The sequence below is a fragment of the Azospirillum formosense genome, from assembly GCF_040500525.1.
GTDB classification, from domain to species: Bacteria; Pseudomonadota; Alphaproteobacteria; order Azospirillales; family Azospirillaceae; genus Azospirillum; species Azospirillum formosense_A.
In genome coordinates this window covers 2,540,639-2,558,189 of sequence record NZ_CP159402.1, presented here as the reverse complement: position 1 = coordinate 2,558,189, position 17,551 = coordinate 2,540,639, and the positions used below count along the sequence as shown (strand labels likewise).

Below are 17,551 nucleotides of genomic sequence, written 5' to 3'. Positions count from 1 at the left end.
ACGACATACGCACGTATCCCTGGAAATCACAGCAATTGCCGTTGCCGATGGGGGGCATCGCGTGTATCAACAAGCGCTTAATCTCCTCAGACGGTTCGCGGAGAGGGCATTCCAGGCGGTGAGCGGCGATCTCTCCTTCGAGCAGTTGCGCGACCTGATGCATCCGGGCGGACACACCCCGATCATCCAGCGTCGCCGGGCCGTGCTGATCCATTCCCGCGTCCGCATGGTCGCGGCGGTGTTCGCCGTGCTGACGCCGCTGTGGATCGTCATCGACGTCTTCATCTTCCCCTGGCCGTTGTGGGGCTATCTCGCCGGTCTGCGGCTGGTGTCCAGCTTCGCCTTCGGCGCGCTGGCGCTCGGCTACCGGATCTGCGACGACATGGGCAGCGCGTGGCGGGGGCTTGCCCTGCTGCTGTCGGTGCCGACGATCTTCTTCCTCGCCTCGCACCCCATGCTGAACGAGGACATGATCGCGGGAAGCGCGCTGGCGGTGGCCGCCGGCTATGCCTTCCTGCCCTTCGTGATGGTGGCGGGGCTCAGCGTCTTCCCGCTGACCGCCCTGGAGGGGCTGGCCTTCGCGACGCCGATGCTGGCGGCCCACATGCTGGCCGGTGTCTACGGCTCGCTGGTCTTCCCCTTCCCCTCCTACCTGGGCGCCCTGTGGCTGCTGGTGCTCATCATGGTGGTGGCGACGCTGGCGGCGATGAGCCAGCTGCACTTCATGATGGCCCTGGTCGATCAGGCGTCGCACGACGGGCTGACCGGCGCCTTCTCCCGCCGCATCGGCGAGGAGCTGCTGCGGCTGCAGTTCGCCCACGCCCAGCGCTCGGACCACCCGCTGTCGGTGATCTTCTTCGACCTGGACAATTTCAAGTCGATCAACGACCGCTTCGGCCACGACCAAGGCGACAAGCAGCTCGGGCGGTCGGCGGAGGCCATCCGTGGCATGCTGCGCCAGTCCGACGTGCTGGTGCGCTGGGGCGGGGAGGAGTTCGTGGTCATCATGCCCAACACGTCCCGCGAGGGCGCCCTGACCGCGGTGGAACGGCTGCACGCGCGGGGGCTGGGCAAGCGCCCGGACGGAACCCCCCAGACCGCCAGCATCGGCCTCGCCGAATACCTCCACGACCGCCCGGTGGATTGGGAAAAGCTGGTCGATCTGGCCGACCAGCGGATGTACGCGGCCAAGCAGTCCGGCAAGAACCGGATCGTCGCCGGCGACCGGGTCCCCGAACCGGCCTGACCCGCCGAACCGGAGCGCGCCCTAGCCGGGATGGCCGCTACGCCTCCGGCCCGCCGCGCTCCAGGACCGCGACGAAGGCGTCGACGACGCACGGGTCGAAGTGGCGGCCCGACTCGGCACGGATCAGATCGATCACCGCTTCCAGTTCCCACGCCTCCTTGTAGGGGCGGCGGTGCAGCAGGGCGTCGTAGACGTCGGCGACCGCCACGATGCGGCCCGACAGCGGGATGGCGTCGCCCGCCAGCCCATGGGGATAGCCGGTGCCGTCGAACCTCTCGTGGTGGCTCTCGGCGATCTCCGCCCCCATCGTCAGGTAGTTGCGTCCGCCGACCGGGCCGGAGGCGTCGCGCAGGATGCGCCCGCCGATGGTGGCGTGCTCGCGCATCTGGATGATTTCCTCGGGGTCGAGCTTGCCGGGCTTGCGCAGGATCCGGTCGGGGATGGCGACCTTGCCGACGTCGTGCAGCATGCTGGCCAACCCGATCAGCTCGCAGAACAGGTCGTCGGCGTCGCCGCCGCAGGCACCCCGCGCCTGGAGTTCCCTTGCGATGGCGGTGGCCCAGCGGCCGATGCGCCGGACATGCTCGCCGGTCACCTCGTCCTTGTATTCGGCCAGCTTGCCCAGGGCGTGCACCGTGGCGACCTGGGCGAGGCGGAGCTGCTCGTACAGGGACACGTTGTCGAACCCGACCGACATCCGGGAGCAGAAGATCTCCACCAGCCGCCGCTCGACCTCGGGCAGGCCGCCGTGCCCGCCGATGAACAGCGCGCCGGGGCCTGGGCTCTGGGTCTGGAACAGCGCGACGCTGTGGTCGTCGCGGTGCAGGCTGCGGCCGCAGGCGAGGGCGGCGGCGATGTCGGCGCAGGCCGCGCCGGGCAGCACGGCGCTGACCGGTTGGCCGACGGCGTTGGCGAAGACGCCGGTTCCGCACAGCACGTCCGCCTCCCGGGGGCGGCCATCCGGATTCAGGCCGGACGGAACCGCGCACAGAAAGGCGCCCGCCGCCCGCGGCAGCAAGGCGGCGACCCGCTCCACCACGCCGAGGGCGAAGCGATCCATGCGGCGCTGCTCGAACAGGGCGCCGGCGGCGTCGACGATCGTTTCCAGCCCCTGCCGGTTGCGCTCGATCGCGTCGATGTGCTGGTAGGAGCGCAGGGCGGCCACCGTGGTGGTGAACAGCTTCTGGGCGGTCAGCTCGCTCTTGGCCTTGTAGTCGTTGATGTCGTAGCTGACGATCACCTGCCGTTCCGGCGCCTGGCCGGGCTGGCCGGTGCGCAGGATGATGCGGACCCGCCGGTTGCCCAACACCTCCCGAATGTGGTGGACCAGCCGCAGGCCGGCGTCCTCCGTCTCCATCACCACGTCCAGCAGGACGGCGGCGATGTCGGGATGATCGTTCAGGATCGCCCGCGCCTCGCCCCCCGAATGGGCGGACAGGAAATGCAGCCGCCGACCGTCGAAGGTCACGTCGTTCAGCACGACTCGGGTGATCGCGTGCACCTCCGGATCGTCGTCGACGATCAGCAGTTTCCAGGGCGCGGCGGCGCGCGACGGGGCGGACGGCGGGGTCGGGGCATCCTCGTCGGCGAAAAGCAGCTCATCGTCCTCGTCCTGGCCCCGGCCCTGGATGTCCGACATCGCCGCTCTCCGCCCCGCTTCGCCAAAGCTGTATGGCTACAATTCGATTCTCTTTTTCAACGTTTGTCGCGGTTCGTGTCAACCGCCCTGGTGAGCCGTTGCACACGACGGCAGGCGGCAGGGGGCTGCGGCGCGTTGTCTTCCCCCGTTCCGGCTACCGCAAAAGCGCCCGTCCCGGCGCGTGTGGAGGGGTTGCGGCCCGCCCCGAACGGGGGATCATCGGGAGAAGGGCGCGAGGCCGACAACAACGCAAAGACGATGGGGGCAGGCCATGATACCGGACGCTTGGGACATCGAGCTGCGCGAGGGGGCCATCGGCGTGGCCCGCCATCTGATCGAGACCGGCTGCGTCCGGTATGACCCGGACCATCTGTGCCGCCACGGCTCGGGGCTGGTCAGCCCGGTCCATCTGGAAGGGCGGCGGCTGCTCTCCTACCCCGCGGTGCGCGACGAGGTGCTCGACTTCGCCCTGCGGATGATCGGGCAGGAGATCGGCGACGGCGAATTGGACGCCATCGCCGCCGCCGAGGGGGCCGGCGTGCCCTGGGCCGCGCTGATCGCCGACCGGATGGGCCTTCCCCTCGTCTTCGTGCGCAAGGAGGCGCCGGAGGGCGGGCAGGATTACAAGCACCGGATCGAAGGGCGGGTGGAGCCGGGCTGGCGCGTGCTGCTGGTCGAGCAGATCGCCGCCGACGGTCACCGCAAGGCCCGCTTCGCCCAGCCGCTGAAGGAGGCGGGCTGCGACGTGCGCGACCTGTTCGTGCTGTTCCAGTACGGGATCTTCGACGAGATCCAGGAGCATCTGGCGCCGCTGGGCATCACCATGCACGCTCTGGCGACCTGGTGGGACGTGCTGGAGGTGGCGAACCGCGGCCATTACTTGGACGCCCAGGCCCAGGGCGAAATCCACGCCTTCCTCCACGACCCCAAACGCTGGACCACGGAGCATCTGGGCCGTCGGAAGAGCGGGAAGGCGGCCTGAGGCGGGGCGTGCCCCCTCCCCCACACCGAGCGGGAGAGGGGGGAGCCGGTCATTGCCCGGCGATGCGGACCCAGTGATGGCCGGCGCGGGCGGCCTCGCCGCGGCGGGCGGCCAGGACGGCGGCGGCGTAGGGCACCGCCAGCAGAAGCTGGAGCCCGGCCCAGGACAGCGCTTCCCAGTTCGGGCTGGTCCACACGACCTCGTGCAGGGCCTCCATGAAAGGAAGCTGCCCGTAGATCAGCGACTCCATCGGCACCACGCCTTCCGCCAGGACGGTCAGCAGCGCGCCGAGCAGCAGCAGGGCGGCCAGCGCCGACTCCAGCGGCAGGCGGCGGACGGCGCCGCACAGGCCGCCCGCCGGGGCATCGGCCGCCGGGACGGCGGGGCGGAACAGCCCGCCGATGCCCCAGGCGGCCAGCGCCCCCGTGCCCTCCGGGCGCCGCGCGGCGCGCATGGCGCCGAGCGCCAGCAGGCCGAGCGCCGGCAGGGCGAAGTACCAGTTGGGGAAATCGCGGTAGCGCCCGTCGAAGACGATCAGGACGCTCCAGACGATCCCCAGCAGGGCGAGAACCACGGCGGCGGCCTTACCCACCGTCTCCAGCCGCGACAGCGCCGGACGGCCGCGCAGCGGCGCCAGCGGCTCCAGCGCCAGACCGCCGCTGCCCAGCGCCCGCCGGGCGGCCAGCAGGACGGCCATCGACAGGACGGCGGTCGCCGCCAGCATGACGACCGACAGCGCCACGTCCTGCGGGTAGTGCTTGCCGTGCAGCGCGCCCCAGACGGCGTGGACGAACAGGGTGGACAGCGCCTGCGCCAGGAAGGCCAGGGCGGCGAAGGCCCCGGCGGTCAGCGGCCGGCCGCGCAGGGTCAGTCCGATGACGAGCGCCAGGGCGAGGCCGGAGGAGACGCCAAACAGCAGCCGCCATTGCCGGTTCTCCACCACCGGCCCGGCCAGGGCGAACTTCGCCTGACGGTCGGCGGTGTAGAGGCCCCAGTGGCCGCCCACCGTGCCCTCCAGCTTGGCCTTCCAGCCCTGGTCGAAGGCCTCGATCACGTTGTAGTCGAAGCCTTCCTGCTCGGCGAGGCGGACGAAGCCGTTGACGAACTTGGCCTTGTTGACCAGCCCGGTGACCGCGGCGCCGCGCGACCGGCCCTCGGTCGGCCAGCCGGTCTCGCCGACCAGGATCGGCTTGCCGGGGAAGCGCTGGGCGATGGTGCGGTAGCTGCCGCGGATGCGCTCCATGGCGCCGGCCACGTCGGTCGGCACGTCCTCCCAATAGGGCAGCAGGTGGATGGTCAGGTAATCGACGTGGTCCGCAATCTGCGGGTACTTCAGCCACCATTCCCAGACGTCGGCGTAGGACACCGGCTGCTTCACCGCCGCCTTCACGCGGTCGATGTAGCCGGCCACCTGCTCGGGCGTCAGCTCGCGGCGCAGCAGCACCTCGTTGCCGACGATCACGCGGGTGATGACGTCCGGGTAGCGGTTGGCGAGGTCGATGAGGGAGGCGACCTCCTTCTCGTTCTTGTCCAGCCGCGACGACAGCCACGCTCCCATGGTGACCTGGATGCCGTGGCGGCGGGCCAGTTCCGGCACCACCTCCAGCCCCTCCAGCGAGGTGTAGGTGCGCACCCCCGCCACCTGGGGAGCGAGCGCGGCCAGATCCTCGTCGATCTGTTCGGTGCTGGGGAATTTTTGCGTCAGCGGGCTCTGGCCGTCGCGGAAGGGCGCGAAGGACACGCTTTTCAGCTTGCCGCCGGGCGGCGGGTCGAGCGGCACCGGCTGGTTCGGCAGCGACCAGACGGCAAAATTCGCGAGGCCGGCCACGAGCAGCACGGCGAGGATCGTGATGAGGCGCATGGAGGGGATGTCTACACCAAATGCGGGATCGGCAAAACGGTCTGGCGAACCGGGTCAGTTCCGGAAGGAAAACGGGCGCGCCCCCGCGAGGGAGGCGCGCCCGTCAAGGACCAACCCGGCCCAGGCGGGCCGGCTGGAGTTGATGACGTGCCATCGTCACGTCCCATCAACGAACCGCGGCCCGCTTTATTCCGGCAAATCCTCTCAGCGTTCCACAAAAGCCTTTTCGATCACGTAATGACCGGGTTCGCCGTTGTGGCCCATGGAGAAGCCCAGCTCGTCCATGATGCCGCTGGTCTCGTCGAGCATGGCGGGGCTGCCGCAGATCATCACGCGGTCGACCTCGCGGTCGAAGGGAGCCAGCCCGACGTCCGCGAACAGCTTGCCGTTGCGGATCAGGTCGGTGATGCGGCCCTGGTTGCGGAAGGGCTCGCGCGTCACGGTCGGGTAATAGATCAGCTTCTGCTTCACGTCCTCGCCGAAGAACTCGTTCTCCGGCAGGACGGTGTTGATGATGTCGCCGTACGCCAGCTCGCCCACCGTACGCGTCGTGTGGGTCAGGATCACCTTGTCGAACCGGGCGTACATCTCCGGGTCCTTGATGATGCTGAGGAACGGGGCGAGGCCCGTGCCGGTGCTGAGCAGGTACAGGTTGCGGCCCGGCAGCAGGTTGTCGGTGACCAGCGTGCCCGTCGCCTTGCGGTTGACCAGCAGCGTGTCGCCTTCCTTGAGGTGCTGCAAGCGCGAGGTCAGCGGGCCGTCCTGCACCTTGATCGAGAAGAACTCCAGCGTCTCCTCGTAGCTGGCGCTGACCAGGCTGTACGCGCGCAGCAGCGGCCGGCCGTTCACCTCCAGGCCGATCATGGTGAACTGTCCGGGGTCGAAACGGAACGAGGGATCGCGCGTGGTGGTGAAGCTGAACAGCGTGTCCGTCCAGTGGTGAACGCGCAGGACGCGCTCATGAATCAGATTGCTCATGGAATCCGCAGGTCCGTTTCGGTGACCGGCATGCCGTGGCCGGTGTCGTTTCAGAAGCCAAGCCGTGCCGCATTGCAGCACATCTCTTTAACAACAAATTCGTCAACAGACCACTAATTTATACCAACAATTTTGTTGTGGCCTTTCGGTTACCACAAGACGATATCGCAAAATAAATCGCCTTACTCTCCCGCCGGCGGAGCGAAGAGATAGGGCGACAGACCGCGCAGATTCTCATCGACAATCAGGCGATGGTTCAGCGGCGGGAAGGCGCGCTGCGAGCAATCCAGCCGCGGACAAAGCCGGCAATTCACACCGATGGGCGTTGCCGCCTCGGTGTTTTCCAGATCCACACCGTCCGCATAGGTGATCTGCGCCGCGTGCTGGAGATCGCAACCCAGCGCGATGGCGAACTGCTGCGGCGGGCTGCGGAAGCCGCCGCCGGCCTTCACCACCGTGCGGGCGATGGAGAAGTAGGTGGTGCCGTCGGGCATCTGGGCCAGCTGGCTGTGTATTTTTCCCGGCGTGCGGAAGGCTTCGTAGACGATCCAGCGGGCGCAGCCGCCGCCGAAGCGCGCCAGATGGAAACCGGCGCCGGAAAAGCGCTTGGACACGTTGCCGGCGCTGTCGACCCGCATCAGGAAGAAGGGAACCCCCTTCGCCCCCGGCCGCTGCAGCGTGGTCAGGCGCTGGCAGACCTGCTCGAACGAGGCATCGAACCGCCGCCGCAATATTTCGATGTCGTATCGAACCTGATTGGCCGCCTCCCAGAAGCGGGCGTAGGGCATCAGCACGGCCGCCGCGAAATAGTTGGCCAGCCCGATGCGGGCCAGGCGCCGCGCCTCGTCCCCCGTCAGGCCCGACGAGTCGACAATGTGGTTCAGCAGGTCGCGGTGGCGCAGCAGGGCGATCTGGCAGGCGAGCTGGAAGTTGCGCCCGGACGGCGCCAGCATCTCCGAGAGCAGGATGCGCCGCCCGTGCCGGTCGAACCGGCGCACCGCGTAGCCCATGATGTCGGAGGGCAGCAGCCGGACGCGGACGCTGTGGTTGTTCAGCAGGTAGTCGGTCAGGCCCCGGTAGAGGTCGCCCTTCTCCAGCCGGCCTTCCTGCCACAGCTCCTCGGCCGCCGCCTCCAGCTCGGCGAAGTGGTTGGAATGGGCCTGGAAGAGGTCGCGCACCTCGTCCTGCGGGAAGGAGGAGGTCTGGACCAGATGCAGCTTCTCGCGGTCGGCCACCCGCTCCGACAGGGTCTGCAGGTCGTCCCGGCTGGTGCGGAAGGCGCGGTAGAGCGCCACCACCGCCTGCCCCAGCGTCGGGGCGACCGCCGCCAGTTCGCGGAAGTCCTGGTTCTTGATGTCGGAGCCGTCGAACAGCGGGTCGGCGAAGACCTCGCGCAGGCCGGCGACGAGGCGGCTTTCCTCGTCCTCCGCGAAGCTCTGCAGGTCCACCCCGAACTGCTGGCCCAGCTTCAGCAGCAGCGGCACGGTGACCGGGCGCTGGTTGTGCTCGATCAGGTTCAGGTAGCTGGGGGAGATGCCCAGCTGCTCGGCCATCTGGGCCTGGGTCAGCCCATGGTCGCGGCGCAGCCGACGCACCTTCGGACCCAGCATCGCCTTCTTGTCCATGACCGCCCGAACTCCAGCTGAGCTGATTTACAATATTTACCGATTTACAGAACTTTTCTGACGGCAGTTTACAAACAGACCCTTTTACAAACAAGGGCATGTTGCAAGGCAGCGAAGGTCGTTTTAGTTGTTTTGTCAGGGCAAGCGCTCAAAAGCAGCGCAACGGTGACGAAAAGAAGGAAAACGACCATGTCGCTCGATGAAAAGACCAAGGCCGCTCTCCGCGCCGCGCGCTTCGAAGGAATCAAGCGCGATTACACCCAGGACGACGTGAAGCGCCTCAGCGGCTCGGTCAAGATCGAGTACACGCTGGCGGAGCTGGGCGCGCAGCGCCTGTGGGAACTGCTGAACACCGAGCCGTACATCAACACGCTGGGCGCCCTGACCGGCAACCAGGCGATGCAGGCGGTGAAGGCCGGTCTGAAGGCCATCTACCTGTCGGGCTGGCAGGTCGCCGGCGACGCCAACCTGGCCGGCCAGATGTATCCGGACCAGAGCCTGTACCCGGCCAACTCGGTGCCGGCGGTGGTCGAGCGCATCAACAACACCTTCAAGCGCGCCGACGAGATCCAGACCGCCGAGGGCAAGGGCGACACCTACTGGTTCGCGCCGATCATCGCCGACGCCGAGGCCGGCTTCGGCGGCCCGCTGAACGTCTTCGAGCTGATGAAGGCGATGATCAAGGCCGGCGCCGCGGGCGTCCACTTCGAGGACCAGCTCGCGTCCGAGAAGAAGTGCGGCCATCTCGGCGGCAAGGTGCTGATCCCGACGCAGCAGCACATCCGCACGCTGAACGCCGCCCGTCTGGCCGCCGACACCATGGGCACCTCGACCATCGTGCTCTGCCGCACCGACGCGGAGTCGGCGCAGCTCATCACCTCGGACGTCGACGAGCGCGACCACCCCTTCATCGACTTCGACGCCGGCCGCACCTCGGAGGGCTTCTTCCGCCTGAAGAAAGGCACGGGTGTCGAGCACTGCATCGCCCGCGGCCTGTCCTACGCCCCCTACTCCGACCTGCTGTGGTGGGAGACCTCGCGTCCGAACCTGGAGGAGGCCAAGCGCTTCGCCGAGGCGATCCGCAAGGAGTTCCCGAACAAGCTGCTGGCCTACAACTGCTCGCCGAGCTTCAACTGGAAGGCCAACCTGGACGAGGCGGACATCGCCAAGTTCCAGCGCGAGATCGGCGCCATGGGCTACAAGTTCCAGTTCGTCACTCTGGCCGGCTTCCACAGCCTGAACTACTCGGCCTTCAAGCTGGCCAAGGGCTACGCGGCGCGCGGCATGGCCGCCTACTCGGAGCTGCAGGAGGCGGAGTTCGCCGCCGAGGCCGAGGGCTACACCGCGACCAAGCACCAGCGCGAGGTCGGCACCGGCTACTTCGACGCGGTCGCCACGGCGATCTCGGGCGGCCAGTCCTCCACCACCGCCTACAAGGACTCCACCGAGGCCGATCAGTTCCATTGATCCAACCGCGGGGCGCGCCCGGTTCCATCCGCCGGACGCGCCCGCCTCGGACGAGACAGCACTTTGCCCCCGGCAGAGTGTGAAAGGGTCATACGGCCGCCCATCGCGGCAGCCTCCCCGGCTCGGGCCGTATGACCGGTTTGCGCCGATCCTCCGGACGGTTGGCCTCGGCCCGCCGTCCCGGTGACCGGTGGTTCCCGATCCGGTGTGCGAGCCGGATCTCTTCGAACGGCTGACGCTATTGACTTCAAACGGCCGGAGGTTCGCCTCCGGCCGCTTCTTTTTGTCCGCCCGCCGTTTCCACGGCCGTTCGTTGTCACAGCCGCGCCGTGACGGCATGGCTGACCTGCGCCATCCCAACCGTCATAATCGGGAAATCGTGATTAAGTCTTGAGCGCGACCGCGAAATTGCCGCGTCGGTTGCCCTGCCCGAGGGTGGGGAAGCTGCGTTGCAGTGCGGAATAAGCCATTGACTTGGGACCTCGTTGCCGCCACTTGTGTTCCATGCTCACCACAAACCGATCAGGGGCGTAACTGCCCCCCCGCCGGACCTCACCTGACGAGGGCCGGCTGCGGGTCCCATCGCCGCGCAAGGCCTTGCGCGGCGTGCGCCGTTTCTTTTCCCCGACGGCGCATTCTCGGCGATGGCCCGCGCATTCTGGTTGAACGATGAAAGGACAAGACAGTATGGATCAACCCCTCGCAGGAAAGAGCATTGCCATTCTCGTCGCCAACGGCTTTGAGGAACTGGAGATGACGGAGCCGCAACGGGCTCTCCTCAAGACCGGCGCTACTCTTCGTACGATTTCCCCCGAGCAGGGGCTGGTGAACGGCTGGCACGGCAAGTCCTGGGGCCATTACTTCCCGGTGGACAAGCAGGTCGGTGAGGTTCTGGGCGCCGACTATGACATGCTGCTGCTGCCGGGTGGCGAGCGCAGCGTCACCAAGCTGCAGCAGAGCGCCCACACCCGCCGCATCGTCGGTCACTTCCTGGACGCCGGCAAGCCGATCGCCGCGATCGACCAGGGCATCCAGCTCCTGGCCATCCCGGGCAAGCTGAAGGGCCGCACGCTGGCCGCTCCGGAGGCCGTCCGCGCCGAGCTGGAAGCCGCCGGCGGCAAGATCAGCGACGAGGCCCTGGTGGTGGACAACGTGACCATCACGGCGCTGGGCCATGACGAGCTGGCCGCCTTCGTCGAGCAGGTCGTCAAGGTCTTCTCCGAGGCCGCCGCCGTGCGCAAGGCCGCCTAAGGCCCAGCCAGCGCGCCTCGACAGGCCGCCCGTCTTTCCTGCGGGTACCGTCTTGTGGGTCCACGGCCGCCGCGCTTCCCGCGCGCGCGGCCGTTGCGCGTTTCGGGGACTTGTATCCGGCCTTCAGTTGTATCCGGCCTTCAGGACGTCAGGACGGCCGCGCGCGCCCGCCGACCCGGCAGGGCGGGAAGGTCAGGCGCACGGTCGTCCCGGCCCCGACCCGGCTGTCGATGTGGAAGCTGCCGCCGTGCAGCGCGATCAGCGCGCGGGTCAGCGGCAGCCCCAGGCCGGAGCCGCGCTCCGCCGTCCGGTCACGGCCCTGGTTGTGGCCCCGGTTTCGGCCATGCACCTGCCCGAAGGCGTCCAGCGCCACCGGGATTTGTTCGGGACGCATGCCGATGCCGTTGTCGGCGACGGTCAGCGCGATGCCGCCGTCCTCCGTCCGCTCCGCCCGCACCCGCACGTACCCGTCCTTGGGCGGCGAGAATTTGATGGCGTTGCCGATCAGGTTGGTCAGCATCTGCCGGATCTGCGACGCGTCGCCGTGCAGGCTCGGCAGATCGTCCGGGATCTCCATGCACAGCGCCACCGCCGCCTCGCACGCCCGCGGCTGCATCATGCCGAAGGTCAGGTCGACCAGCAGGGACAGGTTGCAGGCCTCCTCATGGAGGTCCATCCGCCCCGCCTCGATCCGCGCGAGGTCGAGCAGGTTGTTGATGAGGTCCAGCATGTAGACGCCGGCCGCCGCGATCTGCCCGGCATATTCGCGGTAGCGCGGGTTGTTCGGCCCCATCATCTCGTCATGGATGATCTGGGCGAAGCCGAGCACGGCGTTCAGCGGCGTGCGCAGCTCGTGGCTCAGATGGTGGACATAGTCGGACTTGCGCTGGTTGGCCTGTTCGGCCTCGTCGCGGGCGGCGCTCAGCTCGGCCTCGCGGACCTTCAGGTCGGTGATGTCGGCGCGGATGCCGACGGTCCCGCCCTCGTGGGTCCGCCACTCCTCGATGCGGAGCCAGCGCCCGTCGTGAAGCTGCACCTCCATGGGCGGGCCGGCGCCGCGGTGCTGCGCGATCCGCCGTTCGATCCAGCCCGCCAGGTCGCCGTCCGGCACCCGGTAAACGCCCCGCTCGACCCCGCTGCGCAGCACCTCCTCGAAGCGTGCCCCCGGCGTGATGAGGTCGGTGTTGGTGGAGAACAGCTCGCGATAGCGCCCGTTGCACATCACCAGCCGGTCCTGGGCGTCGTACAGCACGAAGCCTTCGGTGATGCATTCGATGGCGTCGGACAGCAGATGGTGGGCGCGCCGAGCGGCGCTTTCCGCCTGCACCCGCTCGGTGACGTTGCGGATGCTGCACATCACGCGGTCGCTGTCGGGCAGGGCGACCAGCCGCGCCTCGAAGAATTTGACGGCTCCCACCGGTCCGGTCCCCGTCTGGCCGGTCCCCGTCTGGCCGACCCCCGTCTGGCCGGGCGGCGGCAGGGAAAAGTCGAGGCCGATGACCGTCTGCCCTTCGTTCAGCCGGCCGAGCGCCGTGGCGAGCATCGCGGCGGCGGGTTCGGGCAGCACCTCCTGCACCCGGTGCGCCAGGAAGCGCTCGGCGGGGACGTTGAGGTCGCCGGGGCTGGCGGCGGCGAAGTCGAGGATGGTGCCGTCGCGCAGCAGTTCGAAGCGGATGTCGGGATAGGCGTAGGACAGCGCGATGAGCTGTTCGTTCAGCCGCATCATCTCCTGCCGGGCGCCGCTGTCGGCGGGGGCTTCGGCCAGGATCAGCCCGTTCCGGCAGGGCGCCGGAACCAGCCGCAGGTCCACCTCCAGCGGCAGGACCAGGGGGGCGTGGATGACCGCCCGCACCTCCACCGTCCGCCCCGCGGCGGCCTGCTCCAGCGCGGCGGGGAAACGGCTGGACAGGCTGATACGGACGGCGGCGGCGGGCGCGTCGCGCTCCAGGCCGATCAGCGCGCGGGCGGCGCCGTTCAGCCATACGGTCAGGCCATCGGGGTGGAGCAGCCACAGCGGCGTGGCGAGCGCGTCCAGCCATTGCAGTCCCGCGGCTTCTTCCGGGCCCATGTCCAGCTTGTCCTTCTCCAGCCGGGCCCGTCCCAGCCCAAGTGGCGCCGCATCGGCGTGCGGGGCGACGGGCAGGGCGGTGGTCATGGGTGGCAACATGGCAAGTCATGCATGGCGGACATGCTATCAGAGCAAGGCGGGCCGTGAACAGGGGCAGGGGGGCCGTCCTAACCGTCTATTTCCAGCCCAACCGCGGGAAAATGAAGCGGAAAGGGTGCGGATCAGACGTTCGCACCGCCGGAAACCACGGCATCGGCGCTGACACCGGCCCCCATCCATGCATAAATCCATATTGCTCACCAGAGACATCGCTGCCGCTCCACCCCGTCGGAGGACCACCATGGCGGACGACATCGCAGGAAACGGGCCACAGGACGGGCCCGAGGACGGCCGGATCCGCGACAAGCTGGTCGCCACCAAGGAGCAATGGGCGCGGGAAGGGCGCGGGCTGACCGGAAAGACCGCCGACCCGGCACGCGACCGTCTGCCGCCCGGCCAGCGCCTGGTGGAGACCTGGCCGGTGCTCGATCTCGGCATCCTGCCGCGGGTGACCGAGGCGACCTGGACCCTGGCGGTGGACGGGCTGGTCGCCAACCCCGTCACCTGGAGCTGGGCGGACCTGCAGGCCCAGCCGCGGGAGCGCGTCGTCTCCGACATCCACTGCGTCACCACCTGGTCGCGCTACGACAACCACTGGGAGGGCGTGTCCACCCGCCACCTGCTGTCGGTCGTCCAGCCGCGGCCGGAGGCGCGCTTCGTGCTCTGCCATTCCGCGGACGGCTACACCACCAACCTGCCGCTGGAGGCCTTCGCGGCGGAGGACGCTCTGCTCGCCACCGGCTGGGAGGACCAGCCGATCAGCCGCGACCATGGCGGTCCCGTCCGAGTCGTCGTGCCGAAGCTCTATTTCTGGAAGAGCGCCAAGTGGGTGAAGCGAATCGAATTCCTGGCGGAGGATCGCCGCGGCTACTGGGAGGTCCGCGGCTATCACAATGACGCCGATCCCTGGCGGGAAGAACGCTACAGCGAGTGAGCTGCAAGGCGCCCGCCATTCCGGTCCGGCAACAATCCCGGAAGCAATCGGCGCCAAGGGATGGCCGGTCGCCAAACAAGATCTGGCCGGACCATTCCAGGACACGACTTGACGGAATCGTGGCGTCTTTCGTCCGGTTTGCGCCAGATCATTCCCTTGTTCCGCAATGCTGACGTAGCCGTACGGGCGTCGGGCGACTCACATTCGGACGCAAGGGATTAACCAATGACAGTGGACTCGGTCACGATTGCCCTGGTGGGCAGCGGTGGCGCCGGCGCGATGACCGCCGGACAGATGCTGCTGGATGCCGCCGCCAACGTGGGATGGTACGGATTGATGTCGCGGTCGACCGGCCCGCAGATCCGTGGCGGCGAGGCCGCCGCCCTCGTTCGCCTGTCGCCGACACCCGTTTACGGTCCGGGGGACCGTTTCGACCTGATCGTCGCCTTCGACTGGCAGAATGTGGAGCGCTTCGCGGCCGAGCTTCCGCTGTCGGACAAGAGCGTCATCATCACCGACCCCAGCCAGGGCGAGGTGCCCGCGGTCCTGGCCGCCAGCGGCGCCAGGCAGGTCGAACTGCCGATCAAGGAACTGGCCGGGCGCATTCCCGGCGGGCGCGTCAACATGGTGGGGCTGGGCGCCGTCGCGGCGATCGTCGGCCTGCCGCGCGCCGGCATCGACGCGGTGATCCAAAAGGCGCTGGGCAAGAAGGGCGACGCCGCCATCCAGGCGTCCAACGCCGGCATCGACGCCGGGTCCAGGGAGGCCGCCGGCTGGAACCTCGGCCTGGAGCTGGCCGCCCCCAACAAGGAGGGCGCCACCCGCTGGAACATCTCCGGCAACGAGGCCGCCGGGCTGGGCGCGCTGAAGGGCGGGGTGAAGTTCTGCGCCGCCTACCCGATCACCCCGGCGACCGAGATCCTGGAATGGCTGGCCCTCAACCTCGCCAAGACCGGCGGCAAGCTGGTCCAGGCGGAGGATGAGCTGGCCTCCATCGCCATGTGCCTGGGCGCCTCCTTCAGCGGCGTGCCCTCGATCACCGCGACCGCCGGCCCCGGCCTGTCGCTGATGACCGAATGCATCGGCCTGGGCGTCGCCTCGGAGACCCCGGTGGTGATCGTCGACGTGCAGCGCGGCGGCCCGTCCACCGGCATCCCGACCAAGTCCGAACAGTCCGACCTGAACATCGCCGTCTACGGCCTGCACGGCGACGCTCCGCATCTGGTGGTCGGCCCGACCTCCATCGCCGACTGCCTGTTCACCACCCAATGGGCGGTGCATCTGGCCGAGGCGCTGCAGACCCCGGCGATCGTTCTGTCCGATCAGGCGATGGGCCAGTCCCGCGCCATCGTCGACAAGCCGGCCGACGCCCCCCACAAGGCCAACCGCCTGCTGGCGACCGACCTCGGCGGCGAGGGCAAGTACCTGCGCTACGCCGACACCGAGTCGGGCGTCTCCCCCGCCGCCATCCCCGGCATGCCGGGCGGCGAGCACACCGCCGACGGCCTGGAGCATGCGGAGAGCGCCCTGCCGTCCTCGCAGGCGTCCGATCACCAGAAGCAGCTCGACAAACGGCTGCGCAAGCTGACCTCCCACGACTACGGCGACGCCTGGGCCGACGTCGAGGGCGAGGGCGAGATCGCCGTCGTCACCTGGGGCTCCGCCACCGGCCCGTCGCGCGAGGCGGTGCGCCGGCTGGAGGCCGCCGGCACCAAGGCCCGGCTGGTCGCCATCCGCCTGATCTCCCCGGTGCAGCCGGCCAAGCTGGCCGCGGCGCTGGAGGGCGTCTCGAAGGTGCTGGTCGTCGAGCAGACGCACGGCGCCCAGTTCCACAAGTTCCTCCGCGGGCATTACGACCTGCCGGGCGCGGTGTCGGTGTTCAGCCGCCCCGGCCCGCTGCCGATCCGCGCCCGCGAGGTGCACGAGACGCTTCTTTCCCTGATCTGACCGGCCGGAGCACGAAATCCATGGATACCCATCTGACCGACGATGTCGTGGGCCCGCTGCCCGGCGACTACAAGTCCGACGTGAAGCCCATCTGGTGCCCCGGCTGCGGCGACTATTCCGTGCTGGCCGGCATCACCCGCGCCATGGCGACCATGGGGCTGGAGCGCCACAACACCGTCGTTGTGTCGGGCATCGGCTGCTCGTCGCGCATCCCCGCCTACACCAGCGTCTACGGCTACCACACGGTGCACGGCCGCTCGCTGGCCGTGGCGTCCGGCGTGAAGCTGGCCCGGCCGGAGCTGAACGTGCTGATCTTCGGCGGCGACGGCGACGGCTTCTCGATCGGCGGCAACCACTTCCTGCACGCCTGCCGCCGCAACGTGGACATGACCTACATCGTCATGGACAACCAGGTCTACGGCATGACCAAGGGCCAGGCCTCGCCGACCACCGAGGCCGACTGGTGCGAGTCGAAGCTGACCCCGGAAGGGCCGGGCGTCAACCCGATCCAGCCGGTCGCGCTGGCGCTGGCCTGCGGCGCGAACTTCGTCGCCCGCGGCTTCTCCAACAACCCGAACGAGGTCGCGCGCCTGATCGTGGAAGGCGTGCGGCACCCAGGCTTCTCGGTCATCCACATCCTGTCCCCCTGCGTCACCTTCCGCCCCGAGCAGCGCGGCTGGAAGAGCACGGTCCATCCCTACGGCCGCGAGCCGACGGACGACCCGAACGAGGCGATGCGCGCCGTCCTTGAGGACGACGGGTTCGGCCTCGGCATCTTCCTCGCCGGCAACCGCCGCCCGTTCCAGCCGGAATCGGCGGCCACCCGCAGCATCGCGCAGATCGAAGAGGGGTTCGCGGTATGAAGACGAAAGTGCTGAACGGGGCCGCCAACGTCGGCCTGTTCCTCGCCCACGCGCTGGCCCTGGAGATCGAGGCGGCGGAGCGCTACACCGAGCTGGCCGACAGCATGGAGGCCCACAACAACCTGGAGGTCGCCAAGCTGTTCCGCGATCTGTCCACCTATTCGGGCAAGCACGCCGAGGAGGTGAAGCAGATCGCCCGGGAATTCGGCCCGCTTCCCAAGGTCGCCCCCTGGGAGTTCCAGTGGGACGCCACCACCGAGTCCCCGGAGGCCGCGGCCTTCGAGAACGCTCATTACCTGATGAAGCCGCACCACGCGCTGAAGATGGCGCTGTTGAGCGAGCATCAGGGCAACAACTACTACGCCTCGGTCGCCGCCGAGACCAAGGACCCGGAGGTCGCCCGCCTCGCCCGCGAGTTCGCGGAGGAGGAGGCCGGCCACGTCGCCTTGGTCCGCAAATGGCTGGAGCGCTACCCGGCCCCGAAGGACGACTGGTCGGACGATCCCGACCCGCCCAACATCTCCGACTGAAACGATCGGACAAAAGACCTTTAGGAAGGCCTTTGGGATTGAGACCGGACGCGACCGGATG

Annotated in this window: 13 protein-coding genes; 8 read left to right on the top strand and 5 right to left on the bottom strand. The window is 68.7% G+C overall.

Annotated elements, in window-relative coordinates:
* Positions 1-118 precede the first annotated feature (118 nt).
* On the top strand, positions 119-1,246 hold the full coding sequence (locus ABVN73_RS12215; RefSeq protein ID WP_353858216.1) for a GGDEF domain-containing protein: 1,128 nt from the start codon (positions 119-121) through the stop codon (positions 1,244-1,246).
* 37 nt (positions 1,247-1,283) lie between these two features.
* Here the strand turns inward: ABVN73_RS12215 and ABVN73_RS12210 are convergent, their stop codons facing one another.
* Positions 1,284-2,885, bottom strand: a complete 1,602-nt coding sequence (locus ABVN73_RS12210; protein WP_353858215.1) for a DUF3369 domain-containing protein — start codon at positions 2,883-2,885, stop codon at positions 1,284-1,286.
* A 271-nt stretch (positions 2,886-3,156) separates the two neighbouring features.
* Here ABVN73_RS12210 and ABVN73_RS12205 point away from each other — a divergent pair, with 271 nt between their 5' ends.
* Positions 3,157-3,867: an orotate phosphoribosyltransferase gene (locus tag ABVN73_RS12205; RefSeq protein WP_353858214.1), complete on the top strand. Its 711-nt coding sequence runs from the start codon at positions 3,157-3,159 to the stop codon at positions 3,865-3,867.
* A gap of 49 nt (positions 3,868-3,916) precedes the next feature.
* Here ABVN73_RS12205 and ABVN73_RS12200 read toward each other — a convergent pair whose 3' ends face one another.
* From ABVN73_RS12200 to ABVN73_RS12190, 3 genes are all read right to left on the bottom strand, one after another.
* Complete coding sequence (locus ABVN73_RS12200) at positions 3,917-5,728, bottom strand: glycosyl hydrolase family 17 protein (protein WP_353858213.1); 1,812 nt, start codon at positions 5,726-5,728, stop codon at positions 3,917-3,919.
* Positions 5,729-5,932: 204 nt separating this feature from the next.
* On the bottom strand, positions 5,933-6,706 hold the full coding sequence (locus tag ABVN73_RS12195; protein ID WP_137139504.1) for a ferredoxin--NADP reductase: 774 nt from the start codon (positions 6,704-6,706) through the stop codon (positions 5,933-5,935).
* Positions 6,707-6,888: 182 nt separating this feature from the next.
* Positions 6,889-8,331: a short-chain fatty acyl-CoA regulator family protein gene (locus tag ABVN73_RS12190; protein WP_353858212.1), complete on the bottom strand. Its 1,443-nt coding sequence runs from the start codon at positions 8,329-8,331 to the stop codon at positions 6,889-6,891.
* 189 nt (positions 8,332-8,520) lie between these two features.
* Here ABVN73_RS12190 and aceA point away from each other — a divergent pair, with 189 nt between their 5' ends.
* Both aceA and ABVN73_RS12180 read left to right on the top strand, forming a co-directional pair.
* Positions 8,521-9,798 (top strand): isocitrate lyase, encoded by a 1,278-nt coding sequence (gene aceA, locus ABVN73_RS12185; protein ID WP_109069864.1) that lies wholly within the window; start codon positions 8,521-8,523, stop codon positions 9,796-9,798.
* A gap of 687 nt (positions 9,799-10,485) precedes the next feature.
* Positions 10,486-11,049, top strand: coding sequence for a DJ-1/PfpI family protein (locus ABVN73_RS12180; RefSeq protein WP_094301285.1), 564 nt, complete (start codon positions 10,486-10,488; stop codon positions 11,047-11,049).
* Positions 11,050-11,197: 148 nt separating this feature from the next.
* Here the strand turns inward: ABVN73_RS12180 and ABVN73_RS12175 are convergent, their stop codons facing one another.
* Positions 11,198-13,216 (bottom strand): ATP-binding protein, encoded by a 2,019-nt coding sequence (locus tag ABVN73_RS12175; RefSeq protein ID WP_353858211.1) that lies wholly within the window; start codon positions 13,214-13,216, stop codon positions 11,198-11,200.
* 241 nt (positions 13,217-13,457) lie between these two features.
* On the opposite strand from ABVN73_RS12175, the gene ABVN73_RS12170 reads away from it, so the two are divergent.
* From ABVN73_RS12170 to ABVN73_RS12155, 4 genes are all read left to right on the top strand, one after another.
* Complete coding sequence (locus tag ABVN73_RS12170) at positions 13,458-14,150, top strand: sulfite oxidase-like oxidoreductase (RefSeq protein WP_353858210.1); 693 nt, start codon at positions 13,458-13,460, stop codon at positions 14,148-14,150.
* Between the two features lie 225 nt (positions 14,151-14,375).
* On the top strand, positions 14,376-16,097 hold the full coding sequence (locus tag ABVN73_RS12165; RefSeq protein WP_353858209.1) for a 2-oxoacid:acceptor oxidoreductase subunit alpha: 1,722 nt from the start codon (positions 14,376-14,378) through the stop codon (positions 16,095-16,097).
* A gap of 20 nt (positions 16,098-16,117) precedes the next feature.
* Complete coding sequence (locus tag ABVN73_RS12160; protein ID WP_353858208.1) at positions 16,118-16,960, top strand: 2-oxoacid:ferredoxin oxidoreductase subunit beta; 843 nt, start codon at positions 16,118-16,120, stop codon at positions 16,958-16,960.
* Entirely contained in the window at positions 16,957-17,490 is a 534-nt protein-coding gene (locus ABVN73_RS12155) for a ferritin family protein (protein WP_353858207.1), read from the top strand. Before ABVN73_RS12160 ends, ABVN73_RS12155 begins: the two co-directional genes overlap by 4 nt.
* The last annotated feature ends 61 nt before the right edge of the window (positions 17,491-17,551 follow it).

Bases quoted from the DNA above. Each gene is read 5' to 3' on its own strand.
- ABVN73_RS12165 (WP_353858209.1), top strand. From the start codon at position 14,376: ATGACAGTGGACTCGGTCACGATTGCCCTGGTGGGCAGCGGTGGCGCC.
- ABVN73_RS12190 (WP_353858212.1), bottom strand. From the start codon at position 8,331: ATGGACAAGAAGGCGATGCTGGGTCCGAAGGTGCGTCGGCTGCGCCGC.
- ABVN73_RS12155 (WP_353858207.1), top strand. From the start codon at position 16,957: ATGAAGACGAAAGTGCTGAACGGGGCCGCCAACGTCGGCCTGTTCCTC.
- aceA (WP_109069864.1), top strand. From the start codon at position 8,521: ATGTCGCTCGATGAAAAGACCAAGGCCGCTCTCCGCGCCGCGCGCTTC.
- ABVN73_RS12200 (WP_353858213.1), bottom strand. From the start codon at position 5,728: ATGCGCCTCATCACGATCCTCGCCGTGCTGCTCGTGGCCGGCCTCGCG.
- ABVN73_RS12170 (WP_353858210.1), top strand. From the start codon at position 13,458: ATGGCGGACGACATCGCAGGAAACGGGCCACAGGACGGGCCCGAGGAC.
- ABVN73_RS12180 (WP_094301285.1), top strand. From the start codon at position 10,486: ATGGATCAACCCCTCGCAGGAAAGAGCATTGCCATTCTCGTCGCCAAC.
- ABVN73_RS12205 (WP_353858214.1), top strand. From the start codon at position 3,157: ATGATACCGGACGCTTGGGACATCGAGCTGCGCGAGGGGGCCATCGGC.
- ABVN73_RS12175 (WP_353858211.1), bottom strand. From the start codon at position 13,216: ATGTTGCCACCCATGACCACCGCCCTGCCCGTCGCCCCGCACGCCGAT.
- ABVN73_RS12160 (WP_353858208.1), top strand. From the start codon at position 16,118: ATGGATACCCATCTGACCGACGATGTCGTGGGCCCGCTGCCCGGCGAC.
- ABVN73_RS12210 (WP_353858215.1), bottom strand. From the start codon at position 2,885: ATGTCGGACATCCAGGGCCGGGGCCAGGACGAGGACGATGAGCTGCTT.
- ABVN73_RS12195 (WP_137139504.1), bottom strand. From the start codon at position 6,706: ATGAGCAATCTGATTCATGAGCGCGTCCTGCGCGTTCACCACTGGACG.